Annotated in this window: 13 protein-coding genes and 1 pseudogene; 9 read left to right on the forward strand and 5 right to left on the reverse strand. The window is 63.0% G+C overall.

Going from position 1 to position 14,119, the window contains the following annotated elements; genetic code table 11:
• The first annotated feature begins 288 nt into the window (after positions 1-288).
• The 8 genes and pseudogenes from AC07VG_RS04195 to AC07VG_RS04230 all read left to right on the forward strand — a co-directional run bounded on the left by AC07VG_RS04195 (position 289) and on the right by AC07VG_RS04230 (position 8,235).
• Positions 289-846: a fimbrial protein gene (locus AC07VG_RS04195; RefSeq protein ID WP_495000652.1), complete on the forward strand. Its 558-nt coding sequence runs from the start codon at positions 289-291 to the stop codon at positions 844-846.
• A gap of 64 nt (positions 847-910) precedes the next feature.
• On the forward strand, positions 911-1,645 hold the full coding sequence (locus AC07VG_RS04200) for a fimbrial biogenesis chaperone (RefSeq protein ID WP_495000653.1): 735 nt from the start codon (positions 911-913) through the stop codon (positions 1,643-1,645).
• Between the two features lie 244 nt (positions 1,646-1,889).
• A complete protein-coding gene (locus tag AC07VG_RS04205) occupies positions 1,890-4,343 on the forward strand; it encodes a fimbria/pilus outer membrane usher protein (RefSeq protein WP_495020542.1) in 2,454 nt (817 codons plus the stop codon).
• Positions 4,334-5,125 (forward strand): fimbrial biogenesis chaperone, encoded by a 792-nt coding sequence (locus AC07VG_RS04210; protein WP_495020543.1) that lies wholly within the window; start codon positions 4,334-4,336, stop codon positions 5,123-5,125. The genes AC07VG_RS04205 and AC07VG_RS04210 overlap by 10 nt, the downstream gene beginning before the upstream one ends.
• A complete protein-coding gene (locus AC07VG_RS04215) occupies positions 5,118-6,098 on the forward strand; it encodes a fimbrial protein (RefSeq protein WP_495000656.1) in 981 nt (326 codons plus the stop codon). The genes AC07VG_RS04210 and AC07VG_RS04215 overlap by 8 nt, the downstream gene beginning before the upstream one ends.
• Positions 6,099-6,185: 87 nt before the next feature.
• Entirely contained in the window at positions 6,186-6,428 is a 243-nt protein-coding gene (locus tag AC07VG_RS04220; RefSeq protein ID WP_495020544.1) for a hypothetical protein, read from the forward strand.
• 223 nt (positions 6,429-6,651) lie between these two features.
• Positions 6,652-6,933 (forward strand): annotated as a pseudogene (locus AC07VG_RS04225) (PAS domain-containing protein); the annotation flags it as partial.
• Positions 6,934-7,203: 270 nt separating this feature from the next.
• Positions 7,204-8,235 carry a methyl-accepting chemotaxis protein gene (locus tag AC07VG_RS04230; RefSeq protein WP_495000792.1) on the forward strand — a complete coding sequence of 344 codons (1,032 nt, stop codon included), beginning with the start codon at positions 7,204-7,206 and terminating at the stop codon, positions 8,233-8,235.
• A gap of 142 nt (positions 8,236-8,377) precedes the next feature.
• On the opposite strand, the gene AC07VG_RS04235 is transcribed toward AC07VG_RS04230, so the two are convergent.
• The 5 genes from AC07VG_RS04235 to norR all read right to left on the reverse strand — a co-directional run bounded on the left by AC07VG_RS04235 (position 8,378) and on the right by norR (position 12,652).
• Positions 8,378-9,130, reverse strand: a complete 753-nt coding sequence (locus AC07VG_RS04235; protein WP_495000658.1) for a YkgJ family cysteine cluster protein — start codon at positions 9,128-9,130, stop codon at positions 8,378-8,380.
• A gap of 97 nt (positions 9,131-9,227) precedes the next feature.
• Positions 9,228-9,551 carry a hypothetical protein gene (locus tag AC07VG_RS04240; RefSeq protein WP_495020545.1) on the reverse strand — a complete coding sequence of 108 codons (324 nt, stop codon included), beginning with the start codon at positions 9,549-9,551 and terminating at the stop codon, positions 9,228-9,230.
• 35 nt (positions 9,552-9,586) lie between these two features.
• Complete coding sequence (locus tag AC07VG_RS04245) at positions 9,587-10,078, reverse strand: GNAT family N-acetyltransferase (protein WP_495000660.1); 492 nt, start codon at positions 10,076-10,078, stop codon at positions 9,587-9,589.
• A complete protein-coding gene (locus tag AC07VG_RS04250; protein WP_495000661.1) occupies positions 10,079-10,981 on the reverse strand; it encodes a chemotaxis protein CheV in 903 nt (300 codons plus the stop codon).
• 120 nt (positions 10,982-11,101) lie between these two features.
• Positions 11,102-12,652, reverse strand: coding sequence for a nitric oxide reductase transcriptional regulator NorR (gene norR / locus AC07VG_RS04255; RefSeq protein WP_495000662.1), 1,551 nt, complete (start codon positions 12,650-12,652; stop codon positions 11,102-11,104).
• Positions 12,653-12,806: 154 nt separating this feature from the next.
• Here norR and hmpA point away from each other — a divergent pair, with 154 nt between their 5' ends.
• Positions 12,807-13,988: an NO-inducible flavohemoprotein gene (gene hmpA, locus AC07VG_RS04260; RefSeq protein WP_495000663.1), complete on the forward strand. Its 1,182-nt coding sequence runs from the start codon at positions 12,807-12,809 to the stop codon at positions 13,986-13,988.
• The last annotated feature ends 131 nt before the right edge of the window (positions 13,989-14,119 follow it).

The following is a 14,119-nucleotide window of genomic DNA, read 5'->3' on the forward strand; positions in this document are numbered from 1 at the left end:
CCTGTACAACTATTAGGCATGGCATCAGATCAATATCAATGCACTCGATAGTTGTGTTTTAACGATAAGTTATTTCGTTGAAATAGTTTGAATGTTAAACGGCTGTTGTTCTTTTTTCTTGAGGTTTGGAATGACGCCGAGCTCTGACAGTCTTGGCGTGCCTTTTTCTAAGCGAGATCTTAGTTGTCCAGGAGGGAAGGGCTTACAGCGTAATAAAATCTTCGGGTCTATAGTGCTCGCCACCCAAGTGATGGGTACAAACGAATTAACTCGAAGGATTGTGTTCGCATGAAAAAGATCTCGATGACCCTGGCTTTATTGGCGGCGACTCTGGGGGCAGTCACTACCACACAGGCAGCCAACAGTGGCACGCTGAATTTTACCGGTGCCTTGACCAACACCAGTTGCGAAGTGTCTTCCGGGGGCGGTTCGGCCGATAACATCCCGGTGGACCTGGGCCGTGTGTCCTTTGCCGATATCGGTAATCGCACCGACTCGCGACTGGGCACCGCGAAAGACATCGACCTGGTGGTGACCTGCCTGCAACCGGCGGCGGAGAACACCGTGCATATGTCGTTCCGGCCTTCGCAAACCGACGTCAACGATCCTTACCTGTTGACCACCGCCGGTGCGGCCAAGGGTGTCGGTATCGGCCTGGTACGTCGCGACAGCGACGCCTTCCTCAATATCCAGGATCCCACCGACACCATTGATGGCGTCCTTGAGGCCAACGGCACCGGTTCGCGTGGCGAACTGGCGCTACGGGCGGTGTTCGTCAAGAACGGTGTGGCCACGGTACCGGGTGCCGCGACGGGCACCGTGCCCTTTGTTCTGACTTATAACTAAGTGGCTTTCTTGAACGGAGCTTTGTACAGCTCCGTTCTTTTTTTCATTGGAATGGGTAGTTCGCATGCGGAACGTTTTTGCTCCGATGATCGGCATTGTCCTGGCCGTGTGGATAGGAGCCGATGCGTGGGCGGGTATCGTGTTGAATACGACACGGGTGGTGTATCCGGCGCAAGACAAGGAAGCGGTACTCAGTGTACTGAACAATAACTCCTCGAGCATATTGCTGCAGTCCTGGCTCGAAACCGATGACGAGAGCGCCCAGGAACCGCCTTTCGTGGTGGTCCCGCCTCTGGTGCAGTTGCCTTCGGGGGGGCGGCAGACGGTGCGTATCATTCATTCCGGGGCAGAAATGCCGGCGGATCGCGAGTCGCTGTTCTGGTTGAACGTGCAGGAAATTCCCCAGGCCAGCGAGCAGGAAAATGTCCTGCAGATCGGCATCCGCCAGCGCATCAAGCTGTTCTACCGCCCTGGCCGGCTCAACGAGGCGATCGAGCAGGCGCCGGCGCAACTGCGTTGGAGCCTGCCCCGTGGTGGCGTGCTGAATGTGCTCAACACCAGCCCTTATCACGTGACGTTGGTGGACATCCAGTTGTTGTCCGGGGGGCATCGGCTCCTGCACCGGAAGAGTTCGATGCTGGCCCCGGGGCAGTCCGCTGACTATGACTTGCAGGAACATGCCCAGGCGCAGAACGCCCAACTGAATTTCAGTGTCATCAACGACCATGGGGCGCTGGTGCCTTATCGGTTGTCTGCGGCTGACTGGGCCCGGGGTCAGGCGCAACCGCTGGACAGTTAGCGACTTCGAGCGTTATCCGATTTTTCGATGCCGGACCCCGCGCGCAGGTCAGGGCATTGTGCGGGCGGAAGGAACCCGTCTGGAACACACTTCAAGCTATTGTATTGTGAAGGTGCACATGGATTGGCTTTATCAGCGAACAAAGGAAGTTCTCGCGTTATCACGTCATGGGGACAGCAGCGGTTTCGTACGCTCCCTGCTTGAGACTGCACGAGGCCCATGGGGCTTCAAATGGTCATTGGGGGTGGCGCTGATTGCGCCGGGCGCTGCCTTTGCCGAGCCGGCGGGGGATGACGGCGGGCAGGGGCCGCGTTTCAATACCGCCTTTATTCACGGCGGTGAACAGTCGGCGGACCTGAAGGCCTTCCTCGAAGGCAACAGTGTCGTGCCGGGTACCTACCGGGTGGATATCTACCTCAATCGCAACCTCGGCGCGCGGCGGGACCTGGTGTTCAGCCGCAACGCCGCCACCGGCCAGGTCGAGCCTTGCCTGACCTTGCCGATGCTCGACGACCTCGGCCTGGACCTGGAGCGTCTGCGCAGCCTCGGGGTGTTGGGCGCGGATACGGCAGGCGAGCAGTGCTTCGATTGGCGTCGGCTGGACCAGGCCAGCGTCGACTACCAACCCAATGCCCTGCAACTGAATATCAGCGTGCCGCAGATCGCCTTGCGCCGCAGCGCCCGCGGCTACATCTCGCCGCAATTATGGGATCGCGGGGTCAACAGCGGTTTTATCGACTACAGCTTGATCGGCAACCGCCGCGAAGTGACGGGGGTTCGCACCGACAGCTACTACCTGGGCCTGAACAACGGTTTGAACCTGGGGGACTGGCGTCTGCGCAACCAGTCCTCGTTGTTGCAGGGTAGCGATCAAGCGAGCCGTTGGAGCAGCAACAGCACCTTCGCCCAGCGCGACCTGACGGCCTGGAAGAGCCAACTGACCCTGGGCGAGACCTATACCGATTCGCGGGTGTTCGACAGCGTGCGTTTTCGCGGTGCCCAGGTAGCCAGCGACGACGGCATGCTGCCGGACAGCGAACGGGTCTATGCGCCGACCATCCGCGGCGTGGCCGAGAGCAATGCGACGGTGGAAATCCGTCAGAACGGCTATCTGCTGTACAGCGCCAATGTGGCGCCCGGGCCATTCGAAATCCGCGACTTCTACCCCAGCGGCTCAAATGGCGATCTGCTGGTGACAGTGATCGAGGCCGACGGTCGGCGCCGCACCTTTACCCAGGCGTTCGCCTCCCTGCCGATCATGGTGCCCGAGGGCACCTTCAGCTACAGCGTCGAAGCCGGGCAATACGACAGCAACAGCAGCGGCTACCAGACTCCCGGCTTTGCCAGCGGCACCCTGATCTACGGCCTGAGCGAGCACCTGACCGGCTACGGTGGTCTGCAGCTGGCCGGGGACTACCAGGCCAGCAACCTGGGGGCGGGAATCAATACCGGGCTGGGGGCGATTTCGGCGGACCTGACCCATTCGGTCAGTCGCCAGCCGGCCACGGACCTGGGCGGACAGAGCGTGCGCCTGCGCTACGCGAATACCCTGAATGCCACCCGGACCACCTTTGCCATCGCCGGTTATCGCTATTCCAGCGAGCAGTACCGCACGTTCGACCAGCATGTGCAGGAGCGCAGCCAGCCCGGTTTGATCCAGCTGGGGCGAGCCAGGGATCGGGTCGATCTCAATCTCAGCCAGCCGCTGGGCACCGGGACCTTGAGCGTTTCGGCCCTGGAGCAGCGCTTCTGGGACCTGCCCGGTACCTCCCGGCAGTACAACGTGACCTATGGCGGCTACTGGCGCGATCTCAATTACAGCCTGTCGCTGGACCGCGCCGAAGTCATGGATATCAACGGCCAGGCCGGTACCGACCATCAATTGACCCTGACCCTCTCAATGCCGTTCGGCAATCACGAACGGGCGACCCGCGCCTCGTTCACCGGGGTGCGCGACAGCGAGGGCGGCTCCAGCGCCCTGGCCGGCTTGACCGGGCGCCTGCCGGAGAGTCGCGACACCTTCTATTCGGTGCTGGCCGGCAATGACGGCAGCGGCGCCGGTGCGGGTTCGGCGAGTCTGAACAGCACCACGTCCATCGGGCGTTTCGAAGCCGGCTACAGCCATGGGCGCGATTTCAATAGTTGGAACCTCGGGGCTCGTGGTTCGCTGGTGGCCCATGGTGGTGGACTCAATCTTGGCCAGTCGCTGGGCGATACCTTTGTGCTGGCGCAGGTACCGGGCGTCAGCGGCGCCCGGTTCAACAACTTCGGCGGCGTCGAAACCGGCGCCAACGGCTATGCCGTGGTGCCTTACGCGCAACCCTACCGGGCCAACTGGATCAGCCTGGATACCCGCGACCTGGGCGCCGATGTCGAGGTGGATAACGCCATCGCCCAGGTGGTTCCGCGGCGTGGCGCGGTGGTTCTGGCCACCTTCAAGGCCAGTGCCGGGCGTCGCGTGCAGTTTGAACTGAGCCAGGCCGATGGCCGCCCGATTCCCCTCGGCGCGACGGTCCAGGACGCCGCCGGGCGGAGTTTGGCGGTGGTCGACCCGAGCAGTCGCGCCCTGGTGCTTAGCGAGCAGGAGCAAGGCGTGCTGAGCGTCAGTTGGTCGGATCGGCGCTGCCAGTTTTCCTTCCAGCTACCGCCCAAGGGCCCGCAGCGGACCTACGAACGGCTGCGCGAGGTGTGCCAGTGAAGCGGCTGAAGGTGCTGGCGGTGCTGCTGGGCTTGCTCGCGGGTGGCCCGCTGTCGGCGGCGGTGTCCCTTAGTGGTACGCGGCTGGTGTTTGACGGGCGCTTTCGCGAGGTGAGCATCGAAGCCCGCAACCGTGGCCCGGAGGAGGTCCTGCTGCAAGCCTGGCTGAGCGACGCGAACGAGGGGCCGGAGTCGTCGGCGAACCTGCCGTTCGTACTGACCCCGCCACTGTCGCGACTGGCGCCCGAGAACCGCCAGGTCTTGCGCCTGATGTATGAGGGGCTGGGCATGCCAACGGGCCGTGAGTCGCTGCTGCACCTGTATGTGTTGGAAATCCCCCGCAGCCGCCCGGGCGACGGGCTGCTGAACATCGCGATCCGCCAACGGATCAATGTGCTGTTTCGTCCGCCGGGTCTGCCGGGGGATCCGGCGGCCACCCCGCAGCGCCTGAACTGGACGCTGGTGCGCGATGACAGTGGCGTGCATCGGCTACGGGTGGAGAACCCGACGGTGTTCCATGCCGCCCTGCTGAATATTCAGATCGAGGAGGCCCTGCGCCAGGGCACGCCCCAGCCTCCGGGGGAGGATTTGCTGGTCCCGCCGGGAGAGCGTCGTGAACTGATCCTTGCCCGCTCCCCGGCGCAGCACTTGCAGTTCAAGGCGCTGACCGACTACGGCGGCCAGCGCGCCTATCGTGCCCGGCTGGCCTTCGGTGCGCCGTTCAATGCATCGCTGAATGCCGAGCCCGTCCATTCCGAACAGAAGGTTTCATCCCATGACTAAGCTTGCTTGCCGTGCCTGGCTGCGTCCGTTGCTGTGGCTCGGACTCTTGAGTCCGACCAGCGCCTTTGCCCTGAGCTGCACCTTGCAGGGCAGTGGCGCGAGTCTGGTCAACGCTGACCTGGGCAGCACGGTCGCGATACCGGCCTCATTGCCCAATGGCAGCGTGATCTGGCGTTCGGAACCGCTCAACCTGGCGCTCGATTGCGCCCGGGACAATCCTCAGGGCGGCGACGAGGAGGTATTTATCTACCTCAATCCGGCCGGCCAGGTGATCGGCCAGGGTATCCGCGCCGGCTTGAGCCATGACGGCGTCGATCATCGCCAGAGCAGTGGACGCATCGCTACCGGGCGGCGGGTCCCGGGATGCCTTGAAGGAGCCTGTCCGCCGTTGAGCTTCAACCTGGCCTTCTCGGTGTTTATCGAGAAGTTCGGGCCGACGCCGCCTTCGGGAGTGGCGAGCAACCTGCAGGACTACCGCCTGTTCCAACTGGATGGCAGCGCTGGGCCGAGCACGGGCGGGCGCTCGCTCAATTACGTGATCAACAACCTTTCCGGTCTGCGCTTCGTTGCCTGTGATGCCGAGCTGCAGGTGATTCCCGAAACCGTCGACTTCGGCCGGGTCGCCATCGAGCGGGTGGTCATGGGCCAGGTGGCGGCGCGCCGCCCATTCGCCCTGCACACCAGTCGGACCTGTGACACGGCGTTCAGCCTGGACGCGCGCTTGAAGCCGGTGTCGGGCAGTGTCTCCGGGGATCTGCTGATTCCCCAGGGCAATGATGGCGTGGGCATCCGAATTGTCCGGGCGGACGGCGGCCTGGGGATTCCCTACAACCGCTCCTTTCACCTGGCTGACCTGCTGGGCGAAACCCGGGCAGCCATGGCCCGCTTCGATGCCGAGCTGGTGTGGAACAGTGACCGACCCAAGGCCGGGCCGTTCTCGGCCGGGGTGGTGGTCGATTTGTTCTATAAATGACCGTTGGCGGCGGCGCGGGCAGGGCGCTCGCAGGTATACTGCGGTCTTTCGGTTCGACCTGATCCGTCCCGCCTTTTCGGAGCTTCCATGACTGCCCCTGAACAACCGTCCGCTTCCGCCAACCCGGGTGAAGAGCCTGTGGTCGAGGCCGAGCTTGCGGTCAGCGAAAAGCCCGCCGTCCCGGCCTTCAGCTTTCCGTTCAACCCTGCTGAATTTGCCGCGGCGAAAAAGGCCGGCCAGACCTGGTACCAGAAAGGTGGCAAGGACGGCCATCACGAGAGACCGGGCCGCGCGCCCAATGGTACGCGTCGATCCATGGGCAAACGCTGAGCTTCGCGTGGGAGTTGGCTTGCCGGCGATGGCGAGCGTCAATGCCGCGCCAGGTTCAGGGGCCTCGTCGCCGACGGGTTGGCGCCAAAAAAAACAGTGAACGTCTTTGATTTGTCATGAACATGGCTAAATGCCAGGATCATGAGCTGGATCAGTGTCTGGCTTTTTCGCGCGCTTAGAGTCGACGTCCTGTCGACTCCTCCCACTTTCGAGCGCGTTTTCCATGAAGATCAATCTCCCGATTACCGGGCGAAATCTAGACGTCGCCTTTGACGCCAACATCCTTTCGACTACCGATCTGGACAGCACGATTACCTACGCCAATCCTGACTTCATCAGGATCAGCGGCTACAGCCGTGAGGAGCTGCTCGGTTCGCCACATAACCTGTTGCGGCATCCAGACATGCCCGCCGAGGCATTCGCGCATATGTGGCAGACCCTCAAGGATGGGCACTCGTGGATGGGGCTGGTGAAGAATCGCTGCAAGAATGGCGATCACTACTGGGTCAGCGCCTACGCCACGCCGGTGACTCGCGACGGCCAGACCGTGGAGTACCAGTCGGTGCGGACCCGGCCCGATGCCGCGCAGGTCGAGGCCGCCGAACGCTGGTACGGTTGGTTGCGCAACGGCCGTTTGCCCTGGCGTCAGCGCCTGCCCGGGCTGCGCTTGCAGACCCGGCTCTGGGCGCAGGTCAGCGCCGCGCTTGCGCTTGTCCTGGCGCTGGGGCATGGGGTTGGCGGGCAATCGCTGGAGGTTGAGTTGGGACTCTGGGTCCTGGGGAGCGTGCTGGTCGGTGTGCTGACCCATTGCTCCTTGCGCCCGTTTTCCGGGCTTACGGCGCGGGCCCGGGAGATCGCTGACAATCCCTTGAGTCAGGCGATCTACACCGGTCGGAGCGACGAGTTCGGCCAGATCGGTTTTGCCTTGAACATGCTCGAGGCCCAGGTCGGTGCGGTGGTGGGGCGCATCGGCGATGCCTCGCTGCGCCTGTCCGGGCATGCCCAGGCGTTGGCCCGGCATCTTCACAGCAGTCACGACAGCACCCTCGACCAGCAGGCCGAAACCGACCAGGTGGCGGCGGCCATCCAGCAGATGAGCGCCAGTGTGGCCCAGGTCGCCAGCAATGCTCAGCAGGCCTCGGAAGTGGCCGACCAGGTGGGCAACGAAACCTGTGCAGGTCATCAACTGGTGGGGGAAAGCCGCAGTGCGGTGCTGCGCCTGGCCAACGAACTGGCGCGGGCCACGGAGGTGATCCTGCACCTGGAAAGCCACAGCACCGAGATCTCCACGGTGTTGGAAGTGATCCGCGCGATTGCCGACCAGACCAACTTGCTGGCGCTCAATGCCGCCATCGAAGCCGCCCGCGCCGGGGAGCAGGGCCGAGGCTTCGCGGTGGTGGCCGACGAAGTGCGCGGGCTGGCCCAGCGTACGCAGCAGTCAACCAACGAAATCCAGCGCATGATCAGCAATCTGCAGGAGGGTGCGCGCAACGCGGTCGAGGTGATGCAGCACAGCAGCCAGCAGGCCGAAGACAGTGTGCAGCAGGTCCAGCAGGCGGCCGATGCCCTGGCCGGGATCAGCCAGCGGGTCAGCCGGATTACCGCGATGAGCCAGCAGATCGCTTCGGCGGTGGAGGAGCAGAGCAGCGTCAGCGAGGATATCAACCGCAATATCGTCAGCATCCGCAATGCCTGCGAGGCGCTGGTCAACGTCGGTCAGCAGAGTCATCTCAGTTCGGGGGATGTCGCGGGGCTGGCGGACGATCTGCGCTCACTGGCCCAGGAGTTCTGGCGCAAGCGCTGTTGACAGGCAGGGTCAACGCGATCCCTTGTAGGAGCCGGCTTGCTGGCGATGAGGCCCGTGAGCCTTGCATCGCCTGATCGGCCGCCATCGCCAGCAAGCCGGCTCCTACAGGTCCGTGTTTCTCCAGGCGGATCTTTATCCGGGGTCAGGCCGCCTGCAAGGGGATAAAGGCATAGGTGGTCGCCGCTTCGCTCACCACCCGAGCCCCCGCCGCCTGCAACGGCCCGGCGATGGCTGGTCCGGAGACGTGAAAGCTCCACTCGCTCGGCGCCGGCCACTGCGTCAGTTGCTGCACCTGGTCAATCGCCTCCGCGAACGCCGACATCTGCGGCAGGTAGGCGGTGAAGCCGTCGCCCTTGAGCGCCGTGGTATGAATCCCCAGCCGTGCGCAGATCAGTTCCTTGGCCTGGATATCGTCACGATCGGCCTGGCGCGAGGCCTCGATCAAGCGGACCAGTTCCAGGTCCTGCAACTGCCCGCCGACGATAAACAGCGGCTGCGTGTCCTCCCAGGCCTGCGGCGGGCAATCCTTGGCCTCGGGGCGCAGCGGGATATGCGGATTGATTTCCATCGGATAGATCCGGCACACCAGCGGCCGCCGTTGGTAGATCCGGCAGAGCAGGTCTTCGTCAAGATTCCGGCAGGGGCCGACGTTGTAGGCGGCAAAGGTGATGGCGACGCGGGCTTCGGTGTGACCGCTGGGCACGCCCCAGGAGCGGCGCAGCACGTGATCGCGCTGCTGTTCCGGCTGGCCCAGGCCATCCGCCAGAAAGGCCTCGACCAGGACGATCACCTGGCCGCCGTCCGCCGCCCATTGCCGGGCTTCGGCCAGTGTCAGGGGCACATGATGATCGGTGCAGCATTTGCCACAACCGACGCAGGAAAAATGGGTACTCATGAGTGGGCCGACCGAAAGACAAGGGCTGGGACGGTGACGTAATTCCGTTTTGTTTCGCCGTGCGAGCTTCGGTCAAAGCAAGTTATGCGCCAGCCGCTCAGTTGCTGCGGGCGGGCATGACCGAGTCCCATTCGGTGACGACAGCGGTTTTGCTCTTCTTGTTGTACAGGCACAATTCGGTACCCGGCTGGTTCTTCATATGTGCCTGCGGATAGCGACCGTGCAGCAGCAAGGCGGTGTAACCGACCTTGTCGTCGAATTGCGCGGGGTTGCCCACGGGCTTGACGCTTTTCAGTTTGCTGGCCTTGGTGCAACCGGCAACCACGGCCTTGTGGTAGTTCGCCCAGGCGTCGGGGCTGGCGGCCTGGGCCTGGCTGGCCAGGGTGACGAGGCTGATGAAGAGCAGGGTGAAGGCTTTCATGACAGGTCTCCTTCAAGGGCGGCGGGGAAGGGGGATTATGCCTGAGCCGGGCTGACTTCATAGCGTTCGATAAAACGCATGCCGGCGCGCTCGTACAGCTGCCTGGCGGTGAGGTTGTTTTCCATGACCTTGAGGTCGACAAAGGCTTCGCCGCGTGAGGCGAACACCTTGAAGGCCTGGCGCAACAAGGCCAGGCCCAGGCCTTGGGCGCGTCGGCGCGGATGCACTACCAGGTCCTTGATATAGGCGCTGGTCCAGCACAGGGCGACACCCGCCACGCCGTGCTCGTCGAGGGCAATCAGGCACAGCGAGGGGTCGAACTCAGCATCGGCCGTGAAACGTTGGCGCCATTGGGTGAAGTCCTCGACACTGCCACCGCCATTCAGGTAACCCAGTTTGAGCAAGGCATGCACCGGCTCCATCAGCTCGGCTCGCAACACGCCCACGCGGATGCCGGCCGGCCACTGGGGGATATCCAGCAAGTCATCGAGGTCCTTGCGCAACAACTGGCAGTGACGGTCGGGCATTTAGATCCCTTGCTCCGTGACGGTCCGGGCGGCCTGGATCAGGCACCGGGTCAGTTCCGGCGAGGAAAACTTGGTCAGCACCGCATTGGCCCCGGCCAGTCGCGCCTTCTCGCTGTTCATGGCGCTGTCCAGGGAGGTGTGCAGGAGGATATAGAGGTCCTGGAAATCCGGGGTTTCACGGATCGTGCGGGTGAAGGCGTAGCCGTCCATCTCGGACATCTCGATGTCCGAGACCACCACGTTGATCTGCTCGGCGGTGCCTTGCAGGTCGAGCAGGCAACCGATGGCCTCCTTGGCGCTGCGGGCGGTGTGGCAGGTCAGGCCAAGGGTGCGCAAGGTGAGCACCGATTGCTGCAGGGCCACCTGGCTGTCATCGACCACCAGAATGCGCGCATGGCCGAGGATTTCCGCTTCTTCCATGGTCAATTCGCTGGGCGTGACTTCGATTTGCGTCGGTGAGATGCCGTGGATGACCTTTTCGATATCCAGCACCTGGACCAGCGTGCCATCGACCTGGGTCACCCCGGTGATAAAGGCCTTGGGTCCGCCGGAACCGTAGGGCGGCGGGCGGATATCGGTGGTCAGGCAATGGACGATCTTGCTCACGGCCTGGACATGCAGGCCCTGTTTCGAGCGGCTGATATCGGTGACGATCAGGCAGCCGCCATCCGGGTCCACCAACGGGCGTTCGCCGAGGGCGCGGCTCAGGTCGATCACCGACAGCGAGGCGCCGCGCAGGGTGGCGATACCTTTGACGTGGGGATGGGACTCCGGCAGCTTGGTCAGCGGCGGGCAGGGAATGATTTCACTGACTTTCAGCAGGTTGATTGCCATCAGCTTGCCGCTGCGCAAGGTAAAAAGCAGAAGTGACAGCGAGTCTGCGCGGGCTTTGTTGGAAGACATAGAAACCTTCTGTGGAAAAAGGTGGTTCAGGACAGATTAACCCTGAACGGCTATCGATAATGGGTTATCGACCCGAGCGGGGCTGTCTTTAGGTGTAATACACAACTCCCTGCTAAGGGCTTACTTCAAGCCGAGTCGTTTGGCCATCCGTCCCAGGTTGGCTCGGTCCAGGCCCAGTTCTCGTGCGGCGCTCGCCCAATTGTGCTGGTGGCGCTCCAGGCAGGCGCTGATCAGTTGCCGCTGGTAATTTTCCGTGGCCTGGCGCAGATCAACGTCGCTTTCGAATTCCGGCGGGGCCGGGGGTTGTGCTGCCGGGGCTGGCGCGACAGCCGTCGGCAAGCCCAGATCGGCCGCGCTCAGGCTGAGGATCTTCGGTCGTTCCCGGCAATTGCCCAAGGCCTTCAAGGCGCTACGCCCGATCAGGTGCTCCAGCTCGCGGACGTTGCCCGGCCAGTTGTACGCCAGCAGCGCCGCCTGGGCATCGGCGCTCAGGCGTAAGCTGCCCAGGCCCATGCGCGAGCGGTTCTGTTCCAGAAAAAAACCGCTTAATAGCAATACATCGCGTCCGCGCTCGCGCAGGGCCGGCACGTGCAGCGGATAGACACTCAGGCGGTGGTAGAAGTCGGCCCGATAGCGCCCGCTGCGCACTTCTTCGGCCAGGTCGCGGTTGGTGGCGGCGATCAGTCGTACATCCACCTGATGCTCGCGGTCCGAGCCCAGTCTTTGTAGCTGGCCGCTTTGCAGCACCCGTAACAACTTGGCCTGGACGCTCAGCGACAGCTCGCCGACCTCATCGAGAAACAGCGTGCCGCCATTGGCCAGTTCGAACTTGCCGCGGCGATCGTTCACGGCTCCGGTAAAGGCACCGCGCACATGACCGAACAGCTCGCTTTCCACCAGGGTGTCCGGCAGGGCCGCGCAATTGAGGCTGATGATGGGTTTTTCCGCACGCGGGGAAGCCGCATGGATCGCCTGGGCCACCAGTTCCTTGCCGACCCCGGTTTCACCGGTGATCAGCACTGTCAGATCGCTGCCGCCGACGAGTTTGATCTCTTCCACCAGGCGTTTGTGGGTTTTGCTCTGGCCGATCATTTCGCGATTCTGCCCGCCGTTGGCCTGGCGATAGAGCTCGGCGCGCTGGTGCTCGTCCTCGGCGCGCAAGGCCAGACGCTCGATGCGTTCGGCGGCGTTGACCGTGGCCGCCGCCAGACTGGCGAAAGCCTGCAGGGCGTCGAGTTCGATCCGTTCGAAGCGCTCCGGGGCGAGGGCGTCGAGGGTCAGCAGACCCCAGGGTTGTTCGTCGATAAACAGTGGGCAGCCCAGGCAGTCATGGACCTCCAGGTGCTCGGTCAAGCCATCCACCAGCCCGTCGTAAGGATCCGGCAGATCGCTGTCGCTGTCGAAGCGGGTTGGTCCATGGCTGCCGAGCAGGATCTGGAAGCGCGGATGCTCGCTGATCTTGAAGCGCCGACCGAGGGTGTCGGGGCTCAGGCCATCGACGGCCAGTGGCACCAGCCACTCACCATCAAGGCGTAGCAGCGCGGCGGCGTCGCAGGGTAGCAGGGCGCGCATGGCTTCGAGCAGGCGCCGGTAGCGTTCGCTTTCGGGCAGTTCCCGTGAGAGATCCGATACCAGTGGGAGTAGGGTGGTCAGCAGGAGTTTTGCAGTCATATTGACTCCTATGGTGTCGGATTGACTATAAAGCTCTTGTAGTCTATATGACTAATATTATTTTAACTTATTGATTTATATGCATTTTAATCTTGGCATGAAGTGTGATGAGTAAAGGTTAATTCCGATAAACCTCATACCCAGGAGTTGACCCATGCTGAGCGTTCAAGACCGTGCCATCGTCAAATCGACTGTGCCGCTGCTGGAAAGTGGCGGCGAGGCGCTGATCACTCACTTCTACCGGATGATGCTGTCCGAGTACCCGCAGGTGCGTCCACTGTTCAACCAGGCCCACCAGTCCAGTGGCGATCAGCCCCGGGCCCTGGCCAATGGCGTATTGATGTACGCCCGGCATATCGACCAGCTTGACCAGTTGGGCGACCTGGTGGCCAAGATCATCAACAAGCATGTTGCGCTGCAGATCCTTCCGGAACATTACCCGATTGTCGGCACTTGCCTGTTGCGGGCCATTCACGAAGTGCTCGGCGAGGAAATCGCCACGCCCGAGGTGATGAGTGCCTGGGGCGCGGCCTACAACCAGTTGGCCGATATCCTGATCGGTGCCGAAACCGCTATTTATGACGAGAAGGCCCTGGCGCCCGGCGGCTGGCGCGGTGCACGGCTGTTCAAGGTGACGGCCAAGGTCGAGGAAAGCCTGGAAATCACCTCCTTCTATTTCGAACCGGTGGACGGTCAGCCGATCCTGGCGTTCACCCCCGGGCAGTACATCGGCATGAGGCTGCTGATCGACGGCGAAGAGGTCCGACGCAACTACTCGCTCTCGGCGCTGGCGAAGGCCGGGCAGTATCGGATCAGCGTCAAGCGCGAAGCGGGTGGGCGGGTGTCGAACTATCTGCATGACCAACTGGCCATCGGCGCGACCCTGGAGCTGTTCCCGCCAGCCGGCGAGTTCACCCTGGCGGCCAGCGACAAGCCGTTGGTATTGATCAGTGGTGGAGTGGGGATCACGCCGACCCTGCCCATGCTCGAAGCCGCGTTGGCGGGCGAGCGACCAGTGCATTTTATCCACTGCGCGCGCAACGGCCAGGTGCATGCTTTCCGTGACTGGGTCGATGCTCTGGCCGAGCGTCATCCGCAACTCAAGCGCTTCTATTGTTATGCCGAGGATGACGGCGTCAGCCCGGCGGCGGACAAGGTCGGCCTGCTGAGTCAGGAACAGTTGGGCGAGTGGTTGCCGCAGGAACGTGACCTGGATGCCTATTTCCTCGGGCCCAAGGGCTTCATGGGCGCGATCAAGCGTCACTTGAAAGCCCTGGGAGTGCCGGAGCAACAGAGCCGCTATGAGTTCTTCGGCCCGGCCGCGGCCTTGGAGTAACCCGCGAGAGCGCCGTGGCCAGCCCGTTGGCCACGGTTGTCGGGAGGATGGATCCGGCGGCTGGGCAAAATCCTTTGGCGCGTTAATCCCGGTTTAATCGGCTTGTCGTTAATTCGCCGAGCGTTGTCGGC

It is taken from the genome of Pseudomonas sp. GW821-FHT03C07 (assembly GCF_059420925.1).